Here is a 25,653-nt window from a genome sequence, read left to right as displayed (position 1 = left end):
CAAGCCACAAAAGAAACAATCAACTTATTGCTTAGTTTTTCAAAGCAATTTCACATAGTTGAGTACAAGAATTTTCAATTTGAAAATAGCTTGAACTAAATATATAAGACCCGATTTTAACGGGTCTTTTTTGCTTTGTAATATTCGTCTATGACGGATTTTCTTCCAATAGTTTTGGTAATGATGTCATTTTCTAAATTCCATCCCCTGGCTGGAGAATATTCTCTACCGTACCAAATAATCTGAAGATGCAAGTCGTTCCAAATTTCTTTTGGGAACAGACGTTTGGCATCTTTTTCTGTTTGCACTACATTTTTTCCATTCGTAAAGCCCCAGCGGTACATTAATCTATGAATGTGGGTGTCTACAGGAAATGCCGGAATCCCAAAAGCCTGAGACACCACAACGCTTGCGGTTTTGTGCCCAACGGCAGGAAACTCCTCTAAAAGTTCTATTTCCTGCGGAACTATACCCTCGTATTTTTCAATCAACATCTTAGATAGCCCGTGAATTCCTTTTGATTTCATAGGTGAAAGCCCAACGGGTTTTATAATCTCCCGGATTTCTTCTACCGATAGTTTTACCATGTCATAAGGATTGTCTGCTCTTTCAAACAACAATGGCGTAATCTGGTTGACCCTAACATCTGTACTCTGGGCGGATAATAAAACCGCGATCAATAAAGTATAGGGGTCTTTGTGGTCTAAAGGAACCGGTATAATGGGATAAATTTCTTTTAGGGTCTTAATAGTAAAATCAACCTTTTCCGCTTTTGTCATTTTTGTCTAATTTTAGCAATGAAAATTGAAACACAAAAAAAGAAGTGCTATGAACACATTGCAAGTAGGAGACAAAGTACCCGATTTTTCAGCTAAAGACCAAGATGGCAATACAATTAAATTATCCGATTATAAAGGCAAGAAGTTAATTGTCTTTTTCTACCCCAAAGCAAGTACGCCTGGTTGTACCGCTGAGGCGTGTAATTTGAGAGACAATTATGAGGAACTCCAATCTCACGGTTACGAACTATTAGGAGTAAGTGCCGATTCTGAAAAAAGACAAACCAATTTTAAGAACAAATATAACTTTCCATTTCCACTATTGGCAGATGAAGACCATACGGTAATAAATGCTTTTGGTGTTTGGGGACCCAAAAAATTCATGGGGCGTGAATATGATGGTATTCACAGAAAAACGTTTGTAGTAGATGCAGAGGCTACTGTTACTAAAGTAATAGATAAAGTAAAGACCAAAGATCACGCAGCCCAGTTACTGGAGAGCTAGTTGCTACTTTAAAAGATAAAAAAAAGGGGCTTGCCCCTTTTTTTTATTCTACTTTATCTTCTTTTTCTGATTTAAGTAATTTCCTGGTAAACAGGTTTTCATCCTTAATTATCTGAGGTATACCTTCAGGAAGCATTTCTTCCCATCCTTCTTCATTGTTTATCAGTTTTTTAAGGGCATCCCTAGAGAAAATATGCATAATTTCAGGATCATAATCTATAATATCCATTACTTTGCCATTATACTTAAAGAACTTATAAAGCTCTTTCATTCTTGGATGAACCTTAATATTGTTACTAGTCATAATCTGACCGGTTTCCGCATTTTTCATCGGGTAAAGGTAAACCTGAAGATCTTTAAAGAACAGTTTTCCAAAAGCTTCCAAAATACCTCCGGATAAATGTCTGTAATACTTCTCATCAAATATATCTACCAAATTGTTGACGCCCATAGTAAGGCCAATTTTGGCCTTGGTGTACCTGTTGAAGTATTCCACAAGTCTAAAATACTCTTGAAACTTAGATATCATTACCGTATGCCCTAAAGAACATAATAGCTCGGCACGATCCATAAAATCTTGTTCGTCAATTTCTCCGGATGCTTTTAGGTTAGAAAGGGTTATTTCAAAAATAACCATGGTACTTTCTTGGTTTACGGCCGGATCGCGAACAAATATGTCATAAGACTTATGGAACATATCCATATTTACCTTGGTAACCGGTCTAAAGCTTCCGCGCAATGCCAAAATGTTCTTTTTGTAAAGCGCTGCGGCAGGTAAAAAGTTATTGCCGTCAGGTCCGAACATAACCGCATCGGTCATGTCGTTACGAATCAGCTGAAGACTCATCAACCTGTTGTCTACTTCTTTAAAGTTAGGCCCAGAAAAGTTCACCATATCAATCTCCACGGTATCCTTATCAATATGGTCATAAAGATATTTCAGCATTTTTCGGGGTTTATGGTATTTGTAAAAAGCACCATAAATTAGATTAACACCTAGTATACCAAGAGTTTCTTGCTGTAAACGCGCTTCGTTCTGCTTAAAACGAATGTGAAGTATAATTTCATCAAGCTCTTTTTGGTTGGGGTCTAATTGAAATCGAATTCCAACCCAGCCATGGCCTTTATATCTTTTGGAGAAATCTATAGTAGCCACAGTGTTAGCGTACGAAAAGAAAAGTCGCTCTGGGTGTGTTTCACGGCTAATACGTTCTTCCATGAGTGTCATCTCATGCGAAAGCATCTTTTTTAATCGCGATTGTGTTACATAACGCCCATCATCTTCAATACCATAAATGGCATCGCTAAAATCCTTGTCATACGCGCTCATTGCCTTGGCAATGGTGCCTGACGCACCTCCGGAGCGAAAGAAATGACGCGCCGTTTCCTGGCCGGCACCTATTTCGGAAAACGTTCCGTAAATGTCTGGATTTAAGTTGATTCTCAAAGTCTTGGCTTTGATTGAAGGGATATTCTCAAATACAGTGTCTCGTTTTAAAACTGAAGCCATTTGGTCGATTTTGCTTTTAACAAAGTTAACAAGTTCGGGTTACCTATTAAATTTTTTAGTTATAAATTTGATTCTAGATGAGCAATACGTTAAAAATTACTTTTTTGGGTACGGGCACTTCGCAGGGAATCCCAGTAATAGGCAGCAATCACCCGGTTTGCAAGAGTATTGACCCAAAAGATAAAAGACTTAGAGTTTCCGCTCTGGTATCATGGGAGGACTATAATTATGTAATAGATTGCGGTCCTGATTTTAGAGCACAGATGCTTACAAATGAGGTGCTTAAATTAGACGGTATCTTATTTACCCACGAACATTCTGATCACACGGCCGGCCTGGATGATATTAGGCCTTACTTTTTTAGACAGGGAGATGTACCTATATACGCCCATAAACGTGTTGCAGATTCCCTAAAAAGACGATTTGATTATATTTTTGCCGATGAAAATAGGTATCCAGGAGCACCTGCAGTAGCTGTAAACCTTATTGATAAGGACCACCCCTTTTCTATTGGAGGAATAAAGGTGACACCCATTGAGGCAAGTCATAATCGTATAAAAGTTTTGGGCTTTAGAATTAAGGATTTAACCTACTTAACGGATGTAAAGACCATGACATCTGTGGAAATGGAAAAAGTAAAAAACTCAAAAGTACTGGTGGTTAATGCATTACGTGAGGAGCCACACCACTCGCATTTTAATTTAGAAGAAGCCTTGGCTTTCATAGAACAAGTAAGACCGGAAACGGCTTATCTCACGCATATTAGCCATATGCTGGGTTTTCATGAGGAAGTTGAGAAAAAATTGCCTAAAAATGTACATTTGGCATACGATAATCTAACCATTACAGTTTAAAGTACAAACCACATTCATTTATGAAAAGTAGAATAGTTTTTTACCTGTTAATCTTTATATCTCTTATATGTCTTTACCTTTTTGTAAGTAACGGAAAGATGGCAAACGTAAAGGATGAACGTATTGCTAAGCTGGAAGCAGAAATAGTTCAGTTGCAAGATTCAGTAAAGAACACGCAGTTAAAGGTGCTGGAAATGCAATATTTCTCTTTAGAAAACAATGACGATGCATTGGCTTATTATGATCACTTGGATCTTAATGACCCATCTAGATACATTGCTGATAAATTGTTGGAAACTAATGAAACTAAAGGTAATAATCCCCTTGTGCCTTATGAAGGTATGGAGAACGACTTCAAAATAAATAAAATAAAGGTTTTAAATCATAAATGGATTTTAACCGATTTCTCCGATGGAAAATACTGGGGAGAGCTTCTTATTAAGTATGAGCTTAAAGATGATTTAGGTGTAGATTTCACCCTGCTTGACCACCTACTGTACACACGAAGCCAATAATTAAATTTTGTCTTCCAGCCACTTTTTAAAAGAATAGAAGTTTTGAGGGGCTACACCATGGCCTACTGGAAATTCTTCGTAAACATGGTCAATACCCAAATTTTTAAGGAACTCTGGTGCCCGCTGCGCCCATTCCGGAGGAATCACTTGGTCTACTTGACCGTGGGACGCATATATTTTTAATTGGGAGTGCTCCTTTTCCTTGTAGCCTTCTTTTAAAATTGCTTCGTTAATATAGCCACTTAGGGCAATTACATTTTTAATTTTTTCGGGATAGGAAAGGGCTACGGCATAGCTCAATATGGTGCCTTGGCTAAAACCAAGAATAGTCACATTACTGGCATCAAAGCCATAAGTGTTACAGGCTTCATCAATAAAGGCTATGATTTTATCCCTAGACTGTTTTGCTTGTTCGTCATCGCTCCATTTGCCTTGTTCCGCATCAAAATTAATGGCGTACCAAGCGTTACCATAAGGTTCCATAGGGTAGGGTGCCCTAACTGAAATTACACAGAGTTCTTCTGGTAGTTCCGGGGCAAAGGAAAACAAATCTTCTTCATTGCTTCCGTAGCCATGAAACATAAATAAAACCGGGGCTTTGCCTTCTTTTACTGTGGAAGGTCTGATCAGGTGTTCTAAGGAAAGGGGAGCCGTAGTCATTAGATAAATTTAAGCCATTTTTGAAAAAAAGCGCCAACAAGTGGAACGGATTGTTTTACTTCTTTTAGTACACCTATAAAGCCATACCACCATAGCACAAAATAAGAAACGTACAAGCCGTACCAAGCATACTCATTGAACCATTGGCTTAAAAATAGGGCAAATCCTATAAAAAATAAATGTAATCCTAATGCTTGTCTAATGTGGAAACGAGCAAACTCATTTCTGCTTTCAGAGTTCATGCTAATGGCAATAAGCGAACCTACTATAGTAAAATAGGCCGTTATAGCTGCTGTTTTTCCTTCCTTTGCTGTGTTCATGGCGGTAAAGTTAATCTAAGCTGTAGTCTTGCACAAAAAAAAGAGAGCCTGTTTCGAGTCTCTTTGTGAATGGTTTAATTTAGGTCATCTAGCCTATATTCCCTACTAAAGGAATTTTTTCCACTTTACCGTTCATTGCATTTATGGCGCCAATGATTGCTAAGATCAAGCCTGCATATTGCAAATAGCTCAACGCACCAATTCCAGTAAACATAATCAACAAGGCGGCTATAAATGATACGATTATTCCTGTAATCCATGCTCTAAGTGCTTGGCCTATATGAAAAGTGGCAAATTCATTTTTCTGATTCCTGTTCATAAAATAAGCTGCAAGTGTTCCAATTAGCGTTACGTAGCTTATGATGGCCATGGTTTTCCCTTCTTCAATGGTGTTGTGGTCCATAATGTTGTTGTTTTGTGTTATTTCGTATTGGTGGTTAGGTGTATGCTATTGTTGATGCTTCCGTATACGCTACCTTTCATTTCAGAGCCTAAAAACATACTGTTTTTGGATGTAGACTCAATATCTTCTTCATTAAAGGTAGAGCTTCCTTCCGGGGTAAAAAGTGTTAAACAAGCGGTTACCCCCTCTTTTATTTCAGGTGATTTTAGGCCATAACGCTCGCGTCCTTTGGTTAAAAGGTTAACTACAGCTTCTATATCTAAAAGCTGGTTAAGACTGCCAAAGGCGGTTTCTAAACCAATAGTTCCGTAAGAAGCATTATCAAACTCAATTCGTTTTTCCTCTATGTTCATAGGGGTATGGTCGCTGGTTACAAAATCTATAGTACCGTCTTTTAGACCTTTTAAAAGTGCCTTGGTATCAGGTTTTGTGCGCAAAGGCGGCAACACCTTATACGTAGAATCAAACTCTTCTAAAATGGAGTCTGTATAGACCAGGTTATGAATGGCAACACTACAACTCACGTCCAATCCTTTTTTCTTCGCATCTGCAATGAGTTTAACAGAAGTGGCCGTAGAAATTGTAGGTATATGTAATTTACCTCCGGTATATTCTAAAATAAAAAGGTCTCTGGCTACTTGGAGTTCTTCTGCCAAAGCCGGAATTCCCTTTAATCCCAATTGGGTAGAGACCGCTCCTTCGTTTACAATGCCTTTTCCCGCAATTTTGGTATCCAAGGGAAAGGAATAAACCAATCCACTAAAATTTTGTACATATTGCAAGGCAACCTTTAGGAGGTTGGCATTGGTCATGGGAAGTTTGTAATCATAAAAGCCCACTGCTCCAGCATTTTTCATGTCGTACAACTCGGCCAAATCGTTACCATCCGCTTTCATCGTTAAAGTACCTAGTGGATAAAGATTGGTGAGTTGCCCAGCTGCTGCATTTTTAAGGTATACAATATCCGAACTGCTATCCGGACAGGGGTGCGTACTTGGATTAAGTACAACATCCGTAAAGCCACTCAAGGCTGCAGTGCGTAATCCATTTTCTATGGTTTCCCTTTCCTCGTAACCCGGCTCGCCAAAAGAAACGCTACTATCAAACCAACCAATGGAAACATGTAAGTTTTTGTGTTTTACCACCTGGGTTTTACTATCGGGCTCTATTTTTGCAGCTATTTTAGCTATTACTCCGTCTTTAATAAGAATGTCACGAGTCTTTAAATGAAGCGATTCGTTATGCTTATCAATTATTTTTGCCGATTTTAAGAGAATGTTCATTTAAGATATTTTTGAATAAGTACTTCAATAAACAGCAACACCAACGCTAAAATAACAAACCATTTCCAAAGCTCGGTTACCGTGCTGTTTTTTTCAATGGTTTGGAACAAGGAAGAAATAGAAGTTGATGTAGATGCGGTTTTTTGGTCCTGAATGTTTAAATAAGTGAGATTGCTCTCGTTTCTATCGTAATTAAAGCTGATATTCTTTATAGTTTTTTCGTCTTGCCGTATTTCATAAGTACCATCTTCCTGCAAACTCTCGTTAAATGAAAGTGAAACCTTGTTACTGAGCGATTGTTGCTGTGGAATAAACTCATAAGACCCTTTCTTTAATTTAAGAATATCATCCTGAGCTAAGGAGGTAGGGACATCTACTGAAACAGACTGTCCTAAAACCGAATATAAAGGGGGTAAATTAAGACTTCCCGAAGCCATATTATAGAAGGTTGGGACTACTATTGGGGAATTAATAAAGTTGGAGTTTTCAGTTGATAGGGACGAGGTGAACAAATAAAACGTATTGTTACCTATTAAGAAGGGTTCATTATCCTGAAAAGCCAGTGCGGTAGGGGCAACGGTTTTAATTTTGTAATATGCTGAAACCTTTGGATACTGAAAATTGGTTACGTTTTTTTCAAAAACATTCCGATACAGAGGGTGAGAAAATGAGATGTTGGTTATTTCTCGCTCATCCCGTATATTTTGTAAAAAAGCGGTTGCGCCGTAGTTGCTAGTCAGTGCATTATAGGAGTCTATATTACTAATTGTAGATGGAATAATTGTCAAATGGCCACCGTTATCAGTAAACGCTTTTAAACTAGTAGTCAATGATGAGGGAATTTGTTCCAAATTATTGAGGACAATGAAATTTTGAGTTGGCAGGTTGCTGTAATTGAGGCTTTTCAATTCGCTCGCAGTGTAAACAAACTCATCTTCTGTAAAAATTCGGTTAAGGAAAGTGTTTTGGGTGTCACCTATAGCGAGTACTTTAATTTTTTCCTTTTCAGCAATCGTAAAATAAAGCGAGTTATCATATGTTAATCCGGAATCTGTTATTTCAATCTTACCGTCAAAAGCTTCGTTTTTAGGAATGGAAAAATTGGCCGTTCCTTTTTTGAACTCGTTGAAGGATGTAGATGTTTTGGCAACAAGCTTATCGCCATTAAACAAAGAAACCGGAATGTTGGTTATCTTTCCAGACCCGGAGAGCTTAACCGAAAGATTCAAGTTTTCAGAAGATTCAGATTCTATATAAGCGGAATCAACGGCAACGTTTGTTGTTTCTTCAGCACGTAAGGTTACCCAATGGACGTTCACATTTTGCAGGCTATCTAACTGTGAACCGACCATGTTTTGCTGAAAATCCGATAGCACTATCAGATTTTTTTCGGTAGAATTATCCGTAGAAAATAAGGTGTTTCCCTTTAAGTAAATTTCGTTTAGTTGCAACTGATTATTGCTCGCGGCAAGAGCTAAAAATTCATTCTGAACTTCTGATAAAGTAGTATTTCTGAATGTTTTGGTATTTGTAAAAAGTGTGAAACGCTCCGTTTTGGGTAGGGTCTTAATCAGTTCTTGAACGGCGTTTTCTAAAAGTGTAGCACCATCGTCCTTTAGTTCCATGCTAAACGAGTTATCTAGATAGATAACCGTTTCCTTTGACTTCAATGCTGTTTCTTTAGCAAAAAATGGCTGTGCAAAAGCAAAAATAAATGCAGCGAGTAGAAGCATTCTTGTAAAAAGAAGCAACCATTTTTTTAACGTATTGCTTTGTCTGGATTCCGAGACGACCTTTTTTAGGAACTTAACGTTCGTAAAAGGTGTTTTCTTAAACCTACGTAATTGAAATAAATGAATGAAAATAGGAATCAGGAGAAGAAAAAGGGCCCAAAAGAGTTCTGGATATTTAAACTGCATTTCCTGAATTGTGTTGCCAAAGATAGGCATTTCATACTTTATTGCTACGGTAGTCAAAAAGATATTTTACTTCATTTTTAGAAACGATAAATTAAGCCTGATACTCAGTTTTTAGCAAAAAAAGAAATAGTCCTTCATTGGTTTATGGTCAAGGCCCGTGAAGAACTTTTTTATATAGGTCTGTGCATCTGCATTTGCAACACTAATAATGCTCTGGGCGTTAGGAAGCTCTTTTAATTTACTAAAATGAAACATTTCTTTATCGTAAATATGTTTCCCAATTTTCCTAGGATTGTCGCAAACCCAATAAAAATTTATATTCTGTTCCAGTAATGCCCTTGCAATTTCTTTTCCCTTGGCACCGGCTCCCCATACCGTCAATGGTCGTTTGGGGTCATAATTAAGTTTTAAAAAATAATGAAGTTTAATTTGTAGAAAATAATTCTGAGCGTAATGTTCACTGGTCCTAGAAGTTCTGGTGTCATAATCACGCCATAGATGCAATAGTCTAGAAGAAGGTATGCACTTAAGGCCGTTCGCATAGAACCGAAAAGTAAGATCATAATCTTCAGGGTAGAGATTGGGTCTAAAGGCACCACACAGGTCCAAGTCATCTTTATGAACCATCCAGCAAGGGGAGGGGATAACACACTCTTTATATATTTCGGAATAATTGTTACCCGTTTCAGTTAAGCTGTTTAACCATTTTTCATAACGTTCGTATCCGTTGCTAATACCCCTATGAGAAAAATAGCGTACCTGCCCCAGAGCTACGTGTCCTTCCCCGTGATTTAAAAGCGCTTCTACCATGACTTTTAGCTTTTCCGCTGTCATAATATCATCAGAATCCATGCGAGTAATAAACTCTCCTTTACTATGTTTGTATGCTGTTCTTAGCGCTTCAATGATGCCACTTCCCTCATTATCAAAGAGCTGTATGCGCTGGTCATTTTTTGCGTACGAATTCACCAAATTACGACTGCCGTCTGAACTTTTATCATTTACCGCTAGCACCTCCCAATTCCTGTATTCCTGTTCTACTATGGAGTTAAGACACTGACTTAGAAATGATTCCGTGTTTTTAAAAGGGATAAGAATACTAACAAGGGGCTGTTGCATAGGTGGCAATTTAGGAAAATTGATGCCCATTTTTGATTGTTCAGAATAAAAAATAAAAAAACATTTTACCAACTAGAAAAAGGTTGCTATATTTGCACCCGCATTCAGGGAATACCTGATGAGGCACTCAGGAGAAATGGCAGAGTGGTCGAATGCGGCAGTCTTGAAAACTGTTGAGGGTCACACCTCCGGGGGTTCGAATCCCTCTTTCTCCGCATAAAGAACCCCGTAAACTCACGTTTACGGGGTTTTCTTTATTATGTAGAAAACTGGTTTTTGCAAACGTTAGTTTATTGCAAAAGGATTAAGTTGTTGAATACTGGTCATCTACAATTTCGGAATCAACTTTTTGGGTATGTTTAGACGGCGGTCATGTGCTCCTTTTGCAAAGTTGCTTATGTCGTAAGTATTGGCTTTAGACCAATCGCACTCCACACGACCGTCTCCTAGTACAATACTTCCTAATTTGTTTCTAAACCAGTTAGCCAATTTCCGGTAATCTCCATTCATAGCTATGTTATTCCGCTCCAATGGGTCTACTCTAAGGTCGTACAAAGCAAGTTCGGCTTTTTCGGCAGGGCACTCTAATGCCCATTTTATGTCTTTGTTTAGGTCTATTCTGTTCGTTGGTCTAGTTCGCATAGAAAATGAGAAATTTTCACTTCTCATATATGCTCTTGGTCCGGCAACTAAATTAATTTCTCCCACACTATAATCTCGCTTTTCTTTAGGGTCTTTAATAAAATCAAGAAGGTTTAGTCCATCTAGATAATCGTATTCGCTTTTATGAATGTCTATTCCGGCGGTAGAAAGTAGGGTTGGGGCAATATCAACATATTCTATTAACTGCTGACTGATTTTTCCTGCTGGAACCTTGTTTTTGTCTGATGATACCATAATTATGGCTCCATTGGTAGATTGTTTCCAAGGCCCAAATTTGGCCTCTATACCTTGTTCGCCCAACTGCCAACCATGGTCACCTACGGTAAAGACGATTAAGTATTCCTGACTATTCTTCTTGCAATATTCTTTAAAGGCTTCAACCGCTTCACCGATCAGAGCATCGCCATAAGCACAAAATGCATAGTAATCTTGAATGGCCTGTTGCTTTTCGGCATCGGTCATTTGTGACATATTTAAATTTCTATGTAACTGCTTTAGCTGTGGAGTAAATTTTTCCAGCTCATTTTCATCAAATTCAGGCACCTTGTAGGTTTTTTGACGAAATTCATCACGATAGCTTTTTGGTGGCAAAATTGGGGTATGTGGCAGATGAAATCCTAAATTGACCATAAGGGGTTTCTGATTGTTTGCACCTTTTACTTGTTCCCCATAGCTGGTAATATAATTTGAGTTGCTATTAGAAAGATATTTTTTGAATTCTCCCACAATTTTCGCATCAACCGTTTGTCCGGCAGGCATAGGATTCTGCCCGCCAATAATAAGGTTTTTGTTATACCTAGTGTATGAACGTAAAATGCCAAGTTCTTTTTCTACTGCTTTACGTTTGGCAATATCTTCATTGGTAATAGCACCCTCCTTTTTGGAAAGGTAGTAACGCTCTGTTCTTCCATCTGCAAATTTCACATGCTCATGCACACCTTGGTACACTCCTTTACCATTAACCACTTTATAGGGGCTAACGGTCCAAAGGTCTCCAACGCCATTTTTTTGCAAACTATGTTTAAAGTGCATCATATAATTGTAGTGACCTGCATCCCTAAAACCCTGCCCTGGTCCCCATTTGTAAATGTAGGAACCGGTTTTTCCAAAAACGGCTGTATTGTAACCTTCCTTTTGAAGTGTTTGTGGGAAGGTGGGCTTTACAAAATCTGGGTTTTGATGTGTTTGTTCAAATGCATAATGCCCATTTCTAAATGGATATCTTCCACTAATTATCGAACCTCTAGAAGGGCCGCAAGCGGGGGAATTACAAAAAGCGTTTACAAACATTGTACCCTCCTCTGCTAATTTATCTATGTTGGGTGAGGATACATAGCCCAAAGGGCTTTCACTTTTACCAGTTGTAGCTTGGTTGTACGTTTCAATGGCGTCTGGCCGATGATCGTCCGTTATAATCCATAAGATATTGGGGGCTTCTTGTGCTAAAATGCCCGTAGGGAACAGTTGTAAGAATAGAATGCAATAGATGAACTTTTTCATTTTAAAAGAGACAAATTTATTGGTCTTTTAAAATTAGGAGATGTGGTTAGTTTTTGATAGTCTATATTGGTCAAATACGGTGTTGTATAGAAGATGTATAACTCTGTTTAATGAAAAAATACATAGATTTAAGGTAGGCAGCGCTATGTAAACTTTTAAGCTCTAGAATTACTACGGTTTATGCAAGCCGTCTATATAGGTCCAACGCCCATTTTCTTTTTTAAAATTTGAGTTTTCGTGAATGACTCCCATTTGTACGTTTTCTATATAATACGCTTTAAACTCTACAGTACCTTCTGTATCGCTATTCGTTCCTTTTGACGTATGTAAGATTTCTAATTTCACCCAGTTAACGGATTTTGCCCAAGCCTCAATCTTACGCTTTTCGGATTTACTGGGACGCGTTAGACTATGGTGACTTTTTTGCAAGTAATCTATATTAGCAAGTACAAAGGCACTATAGCGCGATCGCATAAGGGTTTCGGCAGTAGCCACACTGCTAATATTTGCGTGAGCTTTTTGACAGCAAACACTGTACATTACATTAGGGTTGCAAGGACATTTCATTTGTAGCTTCTTTAAGGCTATGGGTTTTGCCTTTTAGGAGCTAATATAATTAGACTTACATACAATTTCTTAAATTAATTAGGACCTAAAACATTTTAGCATCCCTAGCCATTAAATTTTTGAAGAGATATAGTATATTAGTCGGCTACACAAAACACAAACAATAATGAAAAAAATTAAGTTATTACTTTTTTGTCTTCTTATGGGGGCGACTACGATTATCAATGCTCAAGACACTTATGGAGGCTTGGCTTTATATACCTTAAGGGATGATATGGCCTCAGACGCAAAAACTACGCTTAAGGCCGTAGCGGATGCAGGCTATAAATACATTGAAGCCGCAGGTTATAATGACGGAAAGTTCTATGGAATGACCCCTGCGGAATTCAAGAGCACTCTTAAAGAAATGGGTTTAAAGCCAATAAGCAGTCATCAATCAACAGTAACTCTTGAGAATGCAGATGCTATGATAGCAGATGTAAAAGCGGCAGGTTTTAAATATTTTGTTATTCCTATCCCTCCAATGGGACTTTTTACTTTTGAAGAAGAAGGTATGAAAATGGGAATGACCGGAGGAGCTGAAAACTTAGCGAACATTCTTGATGAATTAGGTGCTAAATGTAAAAAAGCAGGGTTAAAACTTCTTTATCATAACCATGATTTTGAGTTTAAGGCAGATGATGATGGAGTAGTGGTAATTGATTATCTTTTAGAAAATTGTAACCCTAAGTTGGTGAATTTTCAAATGGATTTATTTTGGGTTACAAAAGCGGGAGCAGACCCAGTAGCTTACTTTAAAAAGTATCCAAAAAGGTTTAAGATTTGGCATGTTAAAGACATGAACGAGGAGGGGTGGTTTGCACCCGTAGGAACGGGCAGTATTGATTTCGCTCGGATTCTAGCACAAAAGAAGCTTTCGGGTATGAAGTACTATATGGTAGAGCAGGATAAAACCTTTAAAATGGAACCTTTGGAGGCTATTAAAGTAAGCCGCAAGGGCTTGAAAAAATTTGGTTTCCATTAGAAAAACACATACTTTATTTATAGAACCACTGTCATTTGACGGTGGTTTTTTTTGTGGCATGTTATTGGGTAAATGTTAAAATTTCTCTCAGCAGGAATTGTTGATAATTTCTGACATTCTAATTCTTTGAAAACCATTTGAAGCCATTAATTTTACTTGCTTTTTAGACCATGGAAGAACTTAAAGTAGGCGACAAACTATATAACACTAAGCAAGAAGGTTTTAACGATTTTGTGCGATATTCCTTTTCGGAAGTCGTTAAGCTCACTAAAACTTTAGCCGTTTTAAGGAATGGCGTAAAGCTGATTAATCGACCAAAAATATCGTACATAACCGAGAGCATTGGTTATTCGGTCAATCGTCAAAAAGGGGTACATTGGCACTTGGTTTCCATTGAGGCCATACGAAAGGCGCAAATAGAAAATGAGAAAATAGCAGCTCACGATTGGTTTGAGAACAAGGAATTTTCGCTAAAGGAAAAACAGTGGATTTATAGGCAGTTCAAAAAGTTGAACGAATCCAATCAATAATAATAGCCATAGTTTAAATTAGTGTCCGCAGAATTTCATTTTTCCCTTCAGAAGTAGTTCAAATGAAAAAAAGAAAATTAAGTTTTGGTGATGTTCTGCTACTGGTTTTTTTATTGCTATTGCTTATCCCGCAGACTAGAAAGCCCATCCAAGTTGCATTGAACCAAATTAAATTACAGTTTTTTTCTCCATCTGTATTAGAAAAGGAAGATAGGAAAGTTATACAGCCTTTTAACTACTCGGTAAGAACTTTGAATGGAAAGAATATTACTTTGGGTATAGGAAAAAATAAAGTAACCTTTATAAGTTATTGGGCAACTTGGTGTCCGCCTTGCATTGCGGAAATGTCCAGTATTCAGAAGTTGTATAATGATTATGGAGATAAGGTCAACTTTATACTGTTAACTAACGAAGAGCCAGAGGTTATAACAAAATTTCTACATAAGAAGGAGTTCAATTTACCTGTGTATATTCCCAAAATGAGTGCTCCAGAAGCACTTTTTGAAAAAAGCATACCTACTAATTATATTATTGATAAAGAGGGTACTATAGTGGTTAAAGAAACAGGCTCAACTGACTGGAATTCTAAGAACACTAGGGAAATACTGGAAAATTTACTTCTTGAATAGCGTCTCTCCTAACTTTTAAGCCCTTTGCTTAGTTTTTAGGTGTTCGCCGTAATGCATGAAAAAATTTATCCAGATATTTCTGGATAAACGTAGTACTATGGGTAGAACCAATATCATTTCTATTACAATAACAAAAAAGGTGTTCAGTAGGCCCATATCAAAGATAAAGAAGCAAAGAAACAAGGCTACGCTGGCAAAAATGAGACCCACAGGATAACTAACATACATAGCTCCATAAAAAAATGAAGGTTCTATTTTGTATTTGGTGTGACAATGGCTGCAACGCTCCTTCATTTTTAGAGTTTTGGATATTTTATAAGGATTGGCTTCCAGATACATGCTTTCATTTTGGCAAACGGGACAGGTTCCCGTAAATATGCTATACACTTTAGTGCCTTTTAAAAGTTCCATATGCTCTTTCTTAATTTATTTGTAATTAGTTTAAAAGGTTTTATTGCACTTTTAAAACCTTATAATTGTCACTTGTGATAGAGATTGTTCTGTCACTGCACAAATTTAAAGACTTCCCCATGTTATATCCATGCTAAATTATCGCAGGTTTTTGTACTTTTAGGACATAATTAAGTCTTATGCAAATTGTACCGGTATTACATATAGAGCAATTCAAAGAAGAAAATGCTTTGGTTGAGTTTTATAGTAATAATTTGTCCAAGCATCTAGAAACAAACAGAAAAATAGTGCACAGGCCACATAAGCACGACTTTTTTCTTTGTGTATTGTTTGAAAAGGGAAATGGCACTCATGAAATAGATTTCAGTTCGTATCCTATAAATGATGGAAGTCTGTTTTTCCTTAAACCGGGACAAACCCATAGTTGGTCATTCAATGCTCCGCCGCAAGGTTATATTTTCTTTCATACCCAATCATTTTTTGAATTAAGTGTTGCTGATGTAAAGTTGAATCAATTTCCATTCTATTACTCCTATAAGAACCCTCCGCATCTAAATTTATCAACTTCGGAACAGGAGAGAGTAGCAACTAGGTTTAAGGAAATTAATGTAGAATACCAAGGTAGTGGGGTTTACAAAAAGCAAAAGCTTGCCAGTCTTATCAATCTGACTTACATTGATTTGAGTAGGCTGTACGCTTTTGATGTCTCTGAAAGTACACTTTCGTCTACCTATTTAAAAATCCTTTCAGATTTGGAACATGCTATTGAACGCTATTATAAAACTGAAAAAAAAGCACATTTTTATGCAGATAAACTGAATGTTACAACAAAACATTTAAACCGCGTAACACAAACAACCTTAGGAAAAACTACTACTGAACTGATAACGGAACGTATTCTTTTAGAAGCAAAACGACTTATTGTACACTCAGAAAATCCCTTGTCCCGAGTTGCGGAATCATTGGGTTATGAAGATTACGCCTATTTTTCAAGGGTATTTAAGGCAAAGAACCAAACCACCCCTTTAGAGTTTAAGGAACGCTATTTATAGGGAGTTTAAGGTTGATAAAAAGAGAAGCCTAAAACTTTTCAAAAACGCCAAGGCCAAATAAGGCAAAATCATATTTTACCGGGTCGTTGGGGTCTAGTTTCCGTAAATTTTTATCCAGTTCGGCCAGTGCCTTTGCGTCGTTCTGTTTTCTAGAAAGTAATTTTAATTTTCTACCCACATTTCCGGAATGCACATCCAGAGGGCAGGATAATTGACTGGGGGAAATTCGCTCCCAGAGGCCAAAATCTACTGAAGTAGCGTTGGAGCGGACCATCCATCGCAAGAACATATTTATACGCTTTGCAGCAGAACCTTTTAAAGGATCACTTACATGCTTTTGCGTGCGTGATGGGTGGGAAAGCTCAAAAAAAACTTTTTTAAAGGCCGATATAGCAAGTTGCATAGATTGCTCTTGGGCATGCTTTGCAAAAACAGCTTCCAATCCTCCATGGTTAACATAAATATTTTGCAAGCTTCGTATAAAATAGTTTAGATCTTCACCATTAAATGTCCGGTGTACGAAGGTTGAGAGCTCTTCATTATTATCCTCAGTATACTCCAAAACGTAATCATAAGGTGAGTTGCCCAGGAGGCCCATTAACTTATTGGCGTTGTTAATGATACTCTTTCTGTTGCCCCAAGCAATGGTTGCCGTAAGAAAAGCACTGATTTCAACATCTTCTTTTCGGGAAAATTTATGAGGAATCTGAATCGGGTCGGTTTCCAAGAATTTTGGGTGTTCATATTCCAATACCTTGGCGTCTAAAAACTGCTTTAGTTCTGTGCGATTCATCAAATATGGATTGAAAAATAAATTCTTAGTGTTCCAAAGTATCAATAACTACTTCTTTGTTAACTATAAGACCGTCTACCATGGTTAGTTTACGGTCTGCCATATCGGCCAATTGCTCGTTGTGGGTAACGATAACAAAGGTCTGTCCAAATTCATCCCGAAGCTCAAAAAATAATTTATGAAGATTATCCGCACTTTCGGAATCTAAATTTCCACTGGGCTCATCGGCAAAAATAATTGATGGGTCGTTTACAAGAGCCCTGGCTACGGCCACACGTTGTTGCTCTCCACCGGAAAGTTCACTGGGCTTATGGTTATAACGGGCAGAAAGCCCTAAAAAGTCCAATAATTTTTTAGCCTTTGTTTCAGCTTGGGCCTTTGGTGTATTTTTAATAAAAGCAGGAATACATACATTTTCCAGAGCTGTAAATTCCGGTAGTAGTTGATGGAACTGAAAAATAAAACCAATATGTTCATTTCTGAACTTGGCCAAGTTTTTATCGGACAATTGCGTTACTTCGGTATCATTTATCAAAAGACTACTATCGGATGGGTTGGATTGCACATCTAACGTTCCCAATATTTGCAGTAAAGTGGTTTTTCCCGCTCCGGAAGCACCCACGATTGAAATGACCTCGCCTTTTTTAATATGAAGATCAACACCTTTAAGCACCTCCAAATCACCGTAAAACTTTTTAATATTATTGGCTTTGATCATATATCGAATCTTGTTCAGGAAATTTATGAATCGTAAAAGTAATGAAAATTGATGTTTACGAACCGATAGAAGGAAAAACCATTTTCTGGCCCAAAAAGATTAAATTGGCAGTTTGGTACAGAAAACCGTACTTTTGTTCACTATTTTTACCATTACAATAAACAAGATAGCTTTATGGCACCCTATAGAAATTTAGAAGAGTACAATTTGGAAATTACCACAGAGGTAAAAGACCGGTTTTCAAAAATTATTGATGGAATAGGGGAGGACGTTACTCGCGAAGGGTTGGTAAAAACACCTGAGAGAGCGGCCAAGGCTATGCTCTTTCTTACACAGGGCTATCAGCAAGATGCGGTAGAGATACTTAAAGGAGCCATGTTCAAGGAAGATTATGATGATATGGTTATCATAAAGGATATTGAACTGTATTCGCTTTGTGAACATCATATGTTGCCGTTTTTTGGAAAAGCCCACGTAGCTTATATTCCCAATGGGCATATTGTAGGGTTAAGTAAAATTCCGCGTGTGGTAGATGTTTTTGCTCGTCGTTTACAGGTACAGGAGCGTTTAACACATGATATTTTGGAATGTATCAATAATACGTTAAAACCAAAAGGTGTTGCTGTGGTCATTGAAGCGTCGCACATGTGCATGATGATGCGTGGGGTTCAAAAGCAGAATTCGGTTACAACAACCTCTGGATTTAGGGGGCAGTTTGAGAAACAGGAAACTAGGAATGAATTCCTTAAGTTAATCAGTTCGGACCTATCGTAAGAGGCTTCTTTTTATCGGCTTCTGCAAAACGGTACTTTTTGGATTGTTTTTTGGCATTCTTATTGCTTTTGATAGTAGGAATAAATACTTTTCATTATGTCAAAAACTAAAGACGATAAATATAAAAAACTACTTCTAGGTTTGCTTTTTGATGGAATAGGCATGCTTTCTTTTGCTATTCCGTTTGTAGGTGAATTTTCGGATATTGTGTGGGCACCACTGGCCGGTTGGCTTATGACCCGTATGTATAAGGGCAAAATTGGGCAGGGCGCCGGACTTATTACTTTTTTGGAGGAAATTGTGCCTGGATTAGATATAATACCCACTTTTACTTTAATGTGGTTGTATACCTATGTTTTTAAAAAATCCAGTGAAACGGAAACCATAGAGGTAAATGTTTAATTTATCTTAAAAGATAAATAAGGGCCTTGATTTAACGGAACAAGAATGGTCTTAAAAATCTATAGAATTAGTAGGGATTTTCTACAAATCTCATTTCTAGTAGTTTAAGTTGAAGCACCATGGCGATGCTGGGAAACCCTTTGTTTAAAGGGCTTGGCCTTACTTCTTAATTTTGTTTAAGCTTTATTGTAAATACACCAACCAAACCCTTAAAAAAAAATTAAATTCATAAAATAGCATAGAGGAGTACATCAAATATCTCTAACTTTGGTTTAAACCCAGACCAAAATTTTATGCAAAGAAGAAAGTTTATTGGAAAAGCTGCACTTGCCTCTCTGGCCAGTATTGTAGGAGCTGATATTGTTTATGGCTCCAAAATGTCAGCTAATTATATTCCGTTAGCTCTACAAGACCCTGATCCATTTAAATTGTTCAATAAGGACAAGGAAATGGTTGTCTTAAATGACAAGCCATGGAATATGGAGGCCCAAGCTCATTTATTGGATGATAAGGTTACGCCCAACAAATACATTTTTGTTCGTAACAATGGACTCATACCGGAAGAAATAGATGTAAAAAACTGGACGCTTACCATAGATGGTGAATCCGTTAAACAAAAAAAGACCTATACTTTAGAAGAGCTTAAATCAAAGTTTAAACAACATACATACCAGTTAACGTTGGAATGTGGTGGCAACGGCAGAAGTGAGTTTGATCCACCTGCAAAAGGAAACCAGTGGACGGTTGGTGCGGTATATTGTGCAACTTGGACAGGGATACGACTTAGGGATGTTCTAGAAGATGTGGGAATAGAGGATGATGCCGTTTATTTTGGTTACCACGCGGCAGATATTCATTTGAGTAGGGACCCTTCTAAAGAACCTATATCCAGGGGAGCTCCAATGGCAAAAGCGCTTCAAGATGAAACGATATTGGCGTTTAAGATGAACGGAGAAGATATTCCTTTGGCACATGGTTATCCGCTTCGTGTAATTGCTGGTGGCTGGCCTGCTTCGGTATCCGGTAAGTGGTTGCAACGCATAAGTATTAGAAATATAGTGCACGACGGCACTAAAATGACGGGTACTGCCTACAGGGTGCCTTGTAAACCTGTAGCTCCTGGTGAAAAAGTGGCCGACGAAGATATGTGCATTATAGAGTCTATGCCGGTAAAATCCCTTATTACTTATCCAAAATCCGGAGCAACGATTCCCAAAGGAAAAAAATTAAACATTAGAGGACACGCTTGGGCAGGTGAGTTGGAAGTAGTTAAAATGGAGTATTCCATAGATTTTGGTTCCACTTGGAAAACCTGTAAACTAGAAAAGCCAGTAAATCGCTTGGCATGGCAGCATTTTTCTGCAGAAGTAGACTTTCCTCAAGAAGGTTATTACGAGGTTTGGGCAAAGGCCACGGATTCCAACGGGTTTGCTCAGCCTATGTTATTGCCCGGTTGGAACCCTAAAGGATATTTAAACAATGCATGTCATAGGATAGCCGTAAAAATTGCATAGATGAAAAAGGAAAATCACGACAAACTGAAGCATGAGTTTCGGGGGTTCTACAGAATACTGGTCCTTTCCTGTGTAATCGTAGCTCTTTTTTCCGTAGCCATGGTTTACCTAATGGTAGACCCTAATTTAACTTCTTTTAAAAGTAAAAAAACGGATACGGGACTGGTTGCTGTGCCAGTTGATGATGATAACTATGATAAAGTAGAAAATGGGATTCACATACGTACCGGTTTTATTGATGCTCCAGGGATGATGGAAACCGTTCAAAACTGCACCAATTGTCATTCCGCTAAATTGGTTATGCAGAACCGTATGAACAAAGAAAGGTGGAAGACTACCATAAAATGGATGCAAGAAACCCAAAACCTTTGGGATTTGGGAGCGAACGAAGATGTCATTATTGACTATCTCGTTACCAATTATCCTCCAAAGAAGAAGGGTAGAAGGGAAGTTCTGACCGATATTGATTGGTATGAGTTGAAAGATTAAGTACTTTTTGCCGACCAATGTTTGGCAAGCCAGAGAGTAATGGAAAAATACTTTGATGCATTTGTAAATTCCTTTATGGGTACATTAAGTTGGACCCATAAATCTATAGTGTTTGAAGTTCCTTGGTATACCAATTATTTTTACGGAATAATTCTACTTTCACTAATAGTATGGTTTTTGGAAATAGCGTTCCCGTGGCGTAAAAATCAAGCTATTTTTAGAAAAGATTTTTGGTTGGATGCGTTCTATATATTTTTTAATTTTTTCTTGTTCACAATTGCTATAAGTGGATTTTATAAGTGTTTGGAATTGTTGTTTTTAGAGTTTAATGTTGCAATACATTCTTTAGCTCTTATAAACCTATCGGAATGGCCATCTATTTTACAATTGTTCGTGTTTTTTGTGGTCTTGGATTTTGTACAGTGGTTTACCCATATGTTACTTCATAGGTATGCGTTTTTATGGGAGTTTCATAAAGTGCACCACAGTGTAAAGGAAATGGGTTTTGCCGCTCACATGCGATACCATTGGATGGAAAATATTTTTTACAAACCGCTAAAAACATTTGCTGTAATGGTTTTAGGAGGATTTGAGCCTGAGCAGGCTTATATTGTCCATTTTTTCGCAATTGCCATTGGTCATTTAAATCATGCCAACATCAAATTAACTTGGGGACCATTAAAATATATTTTCAACAATCCTGTAATGCATTTGTACCATCATGCCTATGAGCTTCCTGAAGACAGAAAGAACGGGGTAAATTATGGTATTAGTCTCAGTATGTGGGATTACCTTTTTAAAACCGACTATATTCCTGAAGATAGCGGTCTTGTTCCACTGGGGTATGAAGGTGATACTAAAATGCCTAAAACCTTTCTAGGGCAAATGGTTCATGGTTTTAGATACAAAGAGAAAAAGCCTTTAGATTGATTGATCTAAAGGCTTTTTTTGTTTTGATAAAAGTGTTTTACTCTACCGTTACAGTAAAGGTTTGTGCAATATCAGTTTCCCCACCAGCATCGGCCAAAGTACCATCGTTTGGTTTTTTAGGCTCGTGGCGCAATGTAATCTGTAAGGTTCCTTCGCCGGCATCACCAGTCATTAGGGTAAAGGAAAGGCCAAGTGGGTTTCCATCTTCGTCAGTATCTCCATATGAAGTTGATGTAATAGATCCATCTACATCAAAGAAAAACTGATGGTCATCTGCCTCTTCATTTACTTCAGCGGTAATATCCTCTGCAGGTGTTTCCGTTTCGTTCAATAATTCTATGGTACCGGTGTAAGTGGTGTTTGCCATTAGATTATCCACTGTAATTACTGGAGGGTTTGGGCCGTCTCCGTCTAAATCTTGAGATTGAAGTGAAGCAGTGTCTCCACCTTCACTTGAAAGGGCCACCTTTATTGTGGTAATTACCTCTTCTTCATCTACGGCATCCGGGTTGTTGTCATCACTAGAACATGATGTCATTACTGATGCCATTAAGCTTAGTGCTAGAACTGTTTTTAATACGTTGTTACTTTTCATAGTTGTTACTTTTTGGTTTAATTATATTAATAGTTGAAAATTAGGCGCAGGCTTATGTTTCTGCCCATATCGTCCACAAAATATCGTTGGCGATTTAAGTAATCACGATACTTGGTATTCAACAGGTTGGCGGTACTTAAGCCTACGGTTAAATCGTTTGTGTTTTTAAGAGTAAAAGATGCCTCTGTATTTAAAGACAATAGATGATAAGCATTTGGAGGGGTGTTTATATCTAAAACCACATTTTCTTGTTGTTGTGGTGAAAACACCTCTATGTTAGGTGGGAACCTAGTTTGCTCAAATACAAATTGGCTCTCTAAGCTCACCAAAAAATTGTTCCATTTAGGATTCGTATAGCTAATACTGTTAGTAAAATTGGCAGCAGGTATGTTTATTAGGGGGATGTCCTTTTCTTTATCCGTACCCTTTACCCAGGCAAATTTATGGTCCGTTCTTATATGGGACGACCAATTGTTGTATAAGGACGCATCAATTCCTACCAATACGGCATTGGTTTGCCGATAACTCCATACAGGGAATGCTCCTCTAATTGTGAATTCAACCCCTGTAGGCTCTAATAATATAAAATCACTAATGTTATTCAAGTAAGGTGCTAAAGTGTACCCCCATTTGTCCGTGTTTCTTTCCAAAGAGGCTGAGAGCTTGGATGATGTTTCACTTTTGATTCTAAGGTCGCCAAGTTCTATACGAGCAGCGGAATGATGCAGGCCATCACTAAATAGTTCGGATGGGTTAGGAGCTCTTTGTGAAAAAGCGTAATTAAACCGTAAATGGTTCTTTTGGTTAATTTCATAGTGAAAACCTGCCGTACCCGAAAAATTATGATAATCAAATACCGGATTGGTAAGCAACTGGGTTCCTAGATCTTCTAGTACTATATCGGCAAAATCCAAATCATAACTTCTTTCTTGCCAGCGAGATTCCCTATAGAATTTTTTTGCATCAATCCGACTAAAATCGTAGCGTGCTCCCGCATCTAAGGTCCAATCGGTATTTAGTTCATAGCTTCCAATGGCAAATAATCCAAAATCATATTTATCATAATCAGGAATCAATCTTCTAACTCCGGTATCCGGATTTGCAAAATTGGATTGAATCCTTCCCATGACCCCAACTTTTACATCTAAGCCTTGTTTTGCATCCAACTTTAAGTTGGATAAAACAGAATGTGTGGTTAGTTGGAGGTCTAACGAAGCTTTGTCCGCATCGTCTCCTACGCGAATGTCATACTCAAATCTTCTGTTTTTTTGAAAATCATATTGAATGGTCCATTTTCCAAAACCTTCAAACCTTCTATAGTAATTTAGTTTTGCCAAATGATGGCTTACCTCTTGGTTGGGGTGGATTATATTATAAGTGAAATCGTTTACAATACTGGGTTTCTGGCTATTTATGGATAATATTAAATCATCTACATTACCAATATGGGAAGCTCTTAAGATTCCTATTTCAGAATTAAAATAGGAGTAATATCCTTCCCAGCCCTGTACAAAATCTCGTTTTCCAATGTTTAAGGAGAATCCACTTTCCCTTATGCCCGTATTGGATAAAAGGTATTCCGGAGCTTCTAAGTCTCCCAGTTTTTTGTAAGAGCCCTGTGCTTTTATGTAGAGACCGGATTCAAAAGACTTTGTAATGGATGATGTGATATTACCGCCACGACCATTGGAGAAAAGGTTCAGTTGTGTTTTTCCAAATAAAGAATCGGTTCTAATAATGGGTAAGGGTTCTAAAACAATAACCCCACCAATGGCATCACCACCATACTCAATGGCGGCAGCACCTTTAATTACACTGATGTTCTGGTTTGCGTTTACATCTACATTGGGAGCATGTTCTTCTCCCCATTCCATATCCTGCATTCTAACGTTGTTGTTCAGAATCAAGATTCTACTACCATTTAACCCCTGTATAACGGGTTTAACAATGTTACCACCGGTATTTAAGGTAGATACCCCGGAAATCTTTTTTAGGGCATCACCTAAACTATTACCACTGTTACGTTCAACATCTTTTTGGGAAAGGGTGTTTTCTTGACCGGAGTTTGTGTTTTTGTGTACATTGCCTACCACTTTTACTTCCTTTAGCTCCTCTAAATGATGTTCAAGTCTAATCTCTGAATAGGTATCGCCATTTACGGTAACCACATGAAATTTTGTGGTACATTCTGGGTGAGATATTTCCAATTCCAACACACCATCACAGAGATTTTTAAAGCTGAACTTTCCGTTCTCTCTGGATACAGTGGAAACGTTTTTTCCAGTGATAGAAATAGTTGCGCCACTCAGCGGACTGTTGTCATGGAAATCAACTATTTCTCCTAGTAATATTGAATTGCAATCTTGTGCGTAAATAATACAACTGCAAAAGATTGCAAAAACAAATAAATAATACTTCATATATAAGTTTTGCACGAAAAAGATATCGATTAAGACTATAAATCGATTTATTTTTTAAGGATGTGGCGTTCTAATTTTGACAAGGAGGAGGCCTGCCAAAACTGGTATACGGAACGTAAAATGAAGAAGTCTTAGAAGAAACTAAAGACGAAATTTTTTTATCCGTAAGAATGATGAGGGGTAAAAGAATCAATACCAAGAAAGTGGGGGCGAAAGTGAATTCAGAATTTTGATTCTGAATGGCCACATCGCAAATACTACAGTTTTCTATAGTATCGGCCGGGTCATCTTGGTGAATGTAGACGTGAAAAGAAGTAACCTTAACAAGTATAAGGCTAAACAATACAAGTACAGAGAAATATTTAAATATTGAACTCTTCACGGCGCAAAAATACTAAAAGAAGTAGAACTGAGTGTTAAATAAGACCTAACAAAACTATTTAAAATAGAAAACCAAGCCCAATTCTCTTAAGCATCTTTTTTTCAAAGGCCCAAAAAAACTTAAATTGCCCGAACAACCAGCCATAAATTACCAATAACACTTGATAAAAGGGGAAAATAAGTAGAATTCGTAAAATCCAATAAAGTGTGCTTCCCCACCAAGAATCGGAGAAATTTGCTTGATGTAAGCCAATTAAATTTAAAAAGGGTTTTGCTACATATACGGAAGAAGAGCCGGTAATGGCGAAAACGATAAAGATGATAATCAACTGAAAATTGCTGGTAACGTCCCAGCGCTCTTTTAATTTCTGCATGGTAATTATTGAATTCGGCA

Annotated in this window: 29 protein-coding genes and 1 tRNA gene; 13 read left to right on the top strand and 17 right to left on the bottom strand. The window is 37.6% G+C overall.

The window, feature by feature from the left end:
* Window positions 1-116: 116 nt before the first annotated feature.
* Complete coding sequence (gene nth, locus Q4597_RS16465) at window positions 117-779, bottom strand: endonuclease III (protein ID WP_303407216.1); 663 nt, start codon at window positions 777-779, stop codon at window positions 117-119.
* A gap of 49 nt (window positions 780-828) precedes the next feature.
* On the opposite strand from nth, the gene bcp reads away from it, so the two are divergent.
* Complete coding sequence (gene bcp / locus Q4597_RS16460; RefSeq protein WP_303407215.1) at window positions 829-1,284, top strand: thioredoxin-dependent thiol peroxidase; 456 nt, start codon at window positions 829-831, stop codon at window positions 1,282-1,284.
* Between the two features lie 43 nt (window positions 1,285-1,327).
* On the opposite strand, the gene Q4597_RS16455 is transcribed toward bcp, so the two are convergent.
* Entirely contained in the window at window positions 1,328-2,794 is a 1,467-nt protein-coding gene (locus tag Q4597_RS16455; RefSeq protein ID WP_215440548.1) for a TonB-dependent receptor, read from the bottom strand.
* Window positions 2,795-2,871: 77 nt separating this feature from the next.
* On the opposite strand from Q4597_RS16455, the gene Q4597_RS16450 reads away from it, so the two are divergent.
* Both Q4597_RS16450 and Q4597_RS16445 read left to right on the top strand, forming a co-directional pair.
* A complete protein-coding gene (locus Q4597_RS16450; RefSeq protein WP_303407213.1) occupies window positions 2,872-3,648 on the top strand; it encodes an MBL fold metallo-hydrolase in 777 nt (258 codons plus the stop codon).
* A gap of 20 nt (window positions 3,649-3,668) precedes the next feature.
* On the top strand, window positions 3,669-4,163 hold the full coding sequence (locus Q4597_RS16445; RefSeq protein ID WP_303407211.1) for a hydrolase: 495 nt from the start codon (window positions 3,669-3,671) through the stop codon (window positions 4,161-4,163).
* Here Q4597_RS16445 and Q4597_RS16440 read toward each other — a convergent pair whose 3' ends face one another.
* The 6 genes from Q4597_RS16440 to Q4597_RS16415 form a co-directional block, all read right to left on the bottom strand.
* Complete coding sequence (locus Q4597_RS16440; protein ID WP_303407209.1) at window positions 4,164-4,823, bottom strand: alpha/beta hydrolase; 660 nt, start codon at window positions 4,821-4,823, stop codon at window positions 4,164-4,166.
* Window positions 4,823-5,143: a hypothetical protein gene (locus tag Q4597_RS16435; RefSeq protein WP_215912281.1), complete on the bottom strand. Its 321-nt coding sequence runs from the start codon at window positions 5,141-5,143 to the stop codon at window positions 4,823-4,825. Before Q4597_RS16435 ends, Q4597_RS16440 begins: the two co-directional genes overlap by 1 nt.
* A gap of 88 nt (window positions 5,144-5,231) precedes the next feature.
* Window positions 5,232-5,546: a DUF4870 domain-containing protein gene (locus Q4597_RS16430; protein ID WP_215440541.1), complete on the bottom strand. Its 315-nt coding sequence runs from the start codon at window positions 5,544-5,546 to the stop codon at window positions 5,232-5,234.
* A gap of 17 nt (window positions 5,547-5,563) precedes the next feature.
* Window positions 5,564-6,829, bottom strand: coding sequence for a dihydroorotase family protein (locus Q4597_RS16425; protein WP_303407206.1), 1,266 nt, complete (start codon window positions 6,827-6,829; stop codon window positions 5,564-5,566).
* Window positions 6,826-8,805, bottom strand: coding sequence for a BatA domain-containing protein (locus tag Q4597_RS16420; protein ID WP_303407204.1), 1,980 nt, complete (start codon window positions 8,803-8,805; stop codon window positions 6,826-6,828). Before Q4597_RS16420 ends, Q4597_RS16425 begins: the two co-directional genes overlap by 4 nt.
* A gap of 54 nt (window positions 8,806-8,859) precedes the next feature.
* Window positions 8,860-9,867, bottom strand: a complete 1,008-nt coding sequence (locus Q4597_RS16415; protein ID WP_303407202.1) for a glycosyltransferase family 2 protein — start codon at window positions 9,865-9,867, stop codon at window positions 8,860-8,862.
* A gap of 130 nt (window positions 9,868-9,997) precedes the next feature.
* Between Q4597_RS16415 and Q4597_RS16410 the strand changes: the two genes are divergently transcribed.
* Window positions 9,998-10,082: transfer RNA gene (locus Q4597_RS16410), tRNA-Ser, on the top strand.
* Window positions 10,083-10,194: 112 nt separating this feature from the next.
* Here Q4597_RS16410 and Q4597_RS16405 read toward each other — a convergent pair.
* Both Q4597_RS16405 and Q4597_RS16400 read right to left on the bottom strand, forming a co-directional pair.
* A complete protein-coding gene (locus Q4597_RS16405) occupies window positions 10,195-12,030 on the bottom strand; it encodes a sulfatase-like hydrolase/transferase (protein WP_303407200.1) in 1,836 nt (611 codons plus the stop codon).
* A gap of 171 nt (window positions 12,031-12,201) precedes the next feature.
* The gene (locus Q4597_RS16400) at window positions 12,202-12,597 is read right to left on the bottom strand and encodes a YchJ family protein (RefSeq protein WP_303407198.1); all 396 of its coding nucleotides are present in this window, start codon (window positions 12,595-12,597) and stop codon (window positions 12,202-12,204) included.
* A 166-nt stretch (window positions 12,598-12,763) separates the two neighbouring features.
* On the opposite strand from Q4597_RS16400, the gene Q4597_RS16395 reads away from it, so the two are divergent.
* From Q4597_RS16395 to Q4597_RS16385, 3 genes are all read left to right on the top strand, one after another.
* Window positions 12,764-13,621, top strand: a complete 858-nt coding sequence (locus Q4597_RS16395; RefSeq protein WP_303407197.1) for a sugar phosphate isomerase/epimerase — start codon at window positions 12,764-12,766, stop codon at window positions 13,619-13,621.
* A 170-nt stretch (window positions 13,622-13,791) separates the two neighbouring features.
* Complete coding sequence (locus Q4597_RS16390; RefSeq protein ID WP_215440530.1) at window positions 13,792-14,151, top strand: pyruvate kinase; 360 nt, start codon at window positions 13,792-13,794, stop codon at window positions 14,149-14,151.
* Window positions 14,152-14,213: 62 nt separating this feature from the next.
* Window positions 14,214-14,780 (top strand): TlpA disulfide reductase family protein, encoded by a 567-nt coding sequence (locus Q4597_RS16385; RefSeq protein ID WP_303407196.1) that lies wholly within the window; start codon window positions 14,214-14,216, stop codon window positions 14,778-14,780.
* Between the two features lie 15 nt (window positions 14,781-14,795).
* Here Q4597_RS16385 and Q4597_RS16380 read toward each other — a convergent pair whose 3' ends face one another.
* Window positions 14,796-15,191: a DUF983 domain-containing protein gene (locus Q4597_RS16380; RefSeq protein ID WP_303407194.1), complete on the bottom strand. Its 396-nt coding sequence runs from the start codon at window positions 15,189-15,191 to the stop codon at window positions 14,796-14,798.
* 179 nt (window positions 15,192-15,370) lie between these two features.
* On the opposite strand from Q4597_RS16380, the gene Q4597_RS16375 reads away from it, so the two are divergent.
* The gene (locus Q4597_RS16375; protein ID WP_303407193.1) at window positions 15,371-16,243 is read left to right on the top strand and encodes an AraC family transcriptional regulator; all 873 of its coding nucleotides are present in this window, start codon (window positions 15,371-15,373) and stop codon (window positions 16,241-16,243) included.
* Between the two features lie 28 nt (window positions 16,244-16,271).
* On the opposite strand, the gene Q4597_RS16370 is transcribed toward Q4597_RS16375, so the two are convergent.
* Window positions 16,272-17,036, bottom strand: a complete 765-nt coding sequence (locus Q4597_RS16370) for a TIGR02757 family protein (protein WP_303407192.1) — start codon at window positions 17,034-17,036, stop codon at window positions 16,272-16,274.
* Between the two features lie 25 nt (window positions 17,037-17,061).
* A complete protein-coding gene (locus Q4597_RS16365) occupies window positions 17,062-17,754 on the bottom strand; it encodes an ABC transporter ATP-binding protein (protein WP_215440520.1) in 693 nt (230 codons plus the stop codon).
* A gap of 174 nt (window positions 17,755-17,928) precedes the next feature.
* Between Q4597_RS16365 and folE the strand changes: the two genes are divergently transcribed.
* The 5 genes from folE to Q4597_RS16340 all read left to right on the top strand — a co-directional run bounded on the left by folE (window position 17,929) and on the right by Q4597_RS16340 (window position 21,863).
* A complete protein-coding gene (gene folE / locus Q4597_RS16360; protein WP_215440519.1) occupies window positions 17,929-18,528 on the top strand; it encodes a GTP cyclohydrolase I FolE in 600 nt (199 codons plus the stop codon).
* Between the two features lie 96 nt (window positions 18,529-18,624).
* The gene (locus Q4597_RS16355; protein ID WP_303407191.1) at window positions 18,625-18,930 is read left to right on the top strand and encodes a hypothetical protein; all 306 of its coding nucleotides are present in this window, start codon (window positions 18,625-18,627) and stop codon (window positions 18,928-18,930) included.
* Window positions 18,931-19,223: 293 nt separating this feature from the next.
* Entirely contained in the window at window positions 19,224-20,444 is a 1,221-nt protein-coding gene (locus Q4597_RS16350; protein ID WP_303407190.1) for a sulfite oxidase, read from the top strand.
* Window positions 20,445-20,933 (top strand): monoheme cytochrome C, encoded by a 489-nt coding sequence (locus tag Q4597_RS16345; RefSeq protein ID WP_303407189.1) that lies wholly within the window; start codon window positions 20,445-20,447, stop codon window positions 20,931-20,933.
* A gap of 39 nt (window positions 20,934-20,972) precedes the next feature.
* Window positions 20,973-21,863 (top strand): sterol desaturase family protein, encoded by an 891-nt coding sequence (locus tag Q4597_RS16340; protein WP_303407188.1) that lies wholly within the window; start codon window positions 20,973-20,975, stop codon window positions 21,861-21,863.
* 37 nt (window positions 21,864-21,900) lie between these two features.
* On the opposite strand, the gene Q4597_RS16335 is transcribed toward Q4597_RS16340, so the two are convergent.
* From Q4597_RS16335 to Q4597_RS16320, 4 genes are all read right to left on the bottom strand, one after another.
* Window positions 21,901-22,458, bottom strand: a complete 558-nt coding sequence (locus Q4597_RS16335; protein WP_303407187.1) for a type 1 periplasmic binding fold superfamily protein — start codon at window positions 22,456-22,458, stop codon at window positions 21,901-21,903.
* 26 nt (window positions 22,459-22,484) lie between these two features.
* On the bottom strand, window positions 22,485-24,878 hold the full coding sequence (locus Q4597_RS16330) for a TonB-dependent receptor domain-containing protein (protein ID WP_303407185.1): 2,394 nt from the start codon (window positions 24,876-24,878) through the stop codon (window positions 22,485-22,487).
* 70 nt (window positions 24,879-24,948) lie between these two features.
* Entirely contained in the window at window positions 24,949-25,260 is a 312-nt protein-coding gene (locus Q4597_RS16325) for a hypothetical protein (protein ID WP_303407184.1), read from the bottom strand.
* Between the two features lie 58 nt (window positions 25,261-25,318).
* The gene (locus Q4597_RS16320) at window positions 25,319-25,633 is read right to left on the bottom strand and encodes a DUF6787 family protein (RefSeq protein ID WP_215440508.1); all 315 of its coding nucleotides are present in this window, start codon (window positions 25,631-25,633) and stop codon (window positions 25,319-25,321) included.
* Window positions 25,634-25,653: the final 20 nt, after the last annotated feature.

This window comes from Zobellia sp. 1_MG-2023 (assembly GCF_030549125.1).
Classification (GTDB): Bacteria; Bacteroidota; Bacteroidia; order Flavobacteriales; family Flavobacteriaceae; genus Zobellia; species Zobellia russellii.
The sequence above is the reverse complement of the archived record's forward strand: the minus strand, read 5'-3'. Positions and strand labels throughout refer to the sequence as shown.

What these genes read in the sequence shown, in the direction of transcription:
- nth (WP_303407216.1), bottom strand. Translation starts at nt 779, where the DNA reads ATGACAAAAGCGGAAAAGGTTGATTTTACTATTAAGACCCTAAAAGAA.
- bcp (WP_303407215.1), top strand. Translation starts at nt 829, where the DNA reads ATGAACACATTGCAAGTAGGAGACAAAGTACCCGATTTTTCAGCTAAA.
- Q4597_RS16455 (WP_215440548.1), bottom strand. Translation starts at nt 2,794, where the DNA reads ATGGCTTCAGTTTTAAAACGAGACACTGTATTTGAGAATATCCCTTCA.
- Q4597_RS16450 (WP_303407213.1), top strand. Translation starts at nt 2,872, where the DNA reads ATGAGCAATACGTTAAAAATTACTTTTTTGGGTACGGGCACTTCGCAG.
- Q4597_RS16445 (WP_303407211.1), top strand. Translation starts at nt 3,669, where the DNA reads ATGAAAAGTAGAATAGTTTTTTACCTGTTAATCTTTATATCTCTTATA.
- Q4597_RS16440 (WP_303407209.1), bottom strand. Translation starts at nt 4,823, where the DNA reads ATGACTACGGCTCCCCTTTCCTTAGAACACCTGATCAGACCTTCCACA.
- Q4597_RS16435 (WP_215912281.1), bottom strand. Translation starts at nt 5,143, where the DNA reads ATGAACACAGCAAAGGAAGGAAAAACAGCAGCTATAACGGCCTATTTT.
- Q4597_RS16430 (WP_215440541.1), bottom strand. Translation starts at nt 5,546, where the DNA reads ATGGACCACAACACCATTGAAGAAGGGAAAACCATGGCCATCATAAGC.
- Q4597_RS16425 (WP_303407206.1), bottom strand. Translation starts at nt 6,829, where the DNA reads ATGAACATTCTCTTAAAATCGGCAAAAATAATTGATAAGCATAACGAA.
- Q4597_RS16415 (WP_303407202.1), bottom strand. Translation starts at nt 9,867, where the DNA reads ATGCAACAGCCCCTTGTTAGTATTCTTATCCCTTTTAAAAACACGGAA.
- Q4597_RS16405 (WP_303407200.1), bottom strand. Translation starts at nt 12,030, where the DNA reads ATGAAAAAGTTCATCTATTGCATTCTATTCTTACAACTGTTCCCTACG.
- Q4597_RS16400 (WP_303407198.1), bottom strand. Translation starts at nt 12,597, where the DNA reads ATGAAATGTCCTTGCAACCCTAATGTAATGTACAGTGTTTGCTGTCAA.
- Q4597_RS16395 (WP_303407197.1), top strand. Translation starts at nt 12,764, where the DNA reads ATGAAAAAAATTAAGTTATTACTTTTTTGTCTTCTTATGGGGGCGACT.
- Q4597_RS16390 (WP_215440530.1), top strand. Translation starts at nt 13,792, where the DNA reads ATGGAAGAACTTAAAGTAGGCGACAAACTATATAACACTAAGCAAGAA.
- Q4597_RS16385 (WP_303407196.1), top strand. Translation starts at nt 14,214, where the DNA reads ATGAAAAAAAGAAAATTAAGTTTTGGTGATGTTCTGCTACTGGTTTTT.
- Q4597_RS16380 (WP_303407194.1), bottom strand. Translation starts at nt 15,191, where the DNA reads ATGGAACTTTTAAAAGGCACTAAAGTGTATAGCATATTTACGGGAACC.
- Q4597_RS16375 (WP_303407193.1), top strand. Translation starts at nt 15,371, where the DNA reads ATGCAAATTGTACCGGTATTACATATAGAGCAATTCAAAGAAGAAAAT.
- Q4597_RS16370 (WP_303407192.1), bottom strand. Translation starts at nt 17,036, where the DNA reads ATGAATCGCACAGAACTAAAGCAGTTTTTAGACGCCAAGGTATTGGAA.
- Q4597_RS16365 (WP_215440520.1), bottom strand. Translation starts at nt 17,754, where the DNA reads ATGATCAAAGCCAATAATATTAAAAAGTTTTACGGTGATTTGGAGGTG.
- folE (WP_215440519.1), top strand. Translation starts at nt 17,929, where the DNA reads ATGGCACCCTATAGAAATTTAGAAGAGTACAATTTGGAAATTACCACA.
- Q4597_RS16355 (WP_303407191.1), top strand. Translation starts at nt 18,625, where the DNA reads ATGTCAAAAACTAAAGACGATAAATATAAAAAACTACTTCTAGGTTTG.
- Q4597_RS16350 (WP_303407190.1), top strand. Translation starts at nt 19,224, where the DNA reads ATGCAAAGAAGAAAGTTTATTGGAAAAGCTGCACTTGCCTCTCTGGCC.
- Q4597_RS16345 (WP_303407189.1), top strand. Translation starts at nt 20,445, where the DNA reads ATGAAAAAGGAAAATCACGACAAACTGAAGCATGAGTTTCGGGGGTTC.
- Q4597_RS16340 (WP_303407188.1), top strand. Translation starts at nt 20,973, where the DNA reads ATGGAAAAATACTTTGATGCATTTGTAAATTCCTTTATGGGTACATTA.
- Q4597_RS16335 (WP_303407187.1), bottom strand. Translation starts at nt 22,458, where the DNA reads ATGAAAAGTAACAACGTATTAAAAACAGTTCTAGCACTAAGCTTAATG.
- Q4597_RS16330 (WP_303407185.1), bottom strand. Translation starts at nt 24,878, where the DNA reads ATGAAGTATTATTTATTTGTTTTTGCAATCTTTTGCAGTTGTATTATT.
- Q4597_RS16320 (WP_215440508.1), bottom strand. Translation starts at nt 25,633, where the DNA reads ATGCAGAAATTAAAAGAGCGCTGGGACGTTACCAGCAATTTTCAGTTG.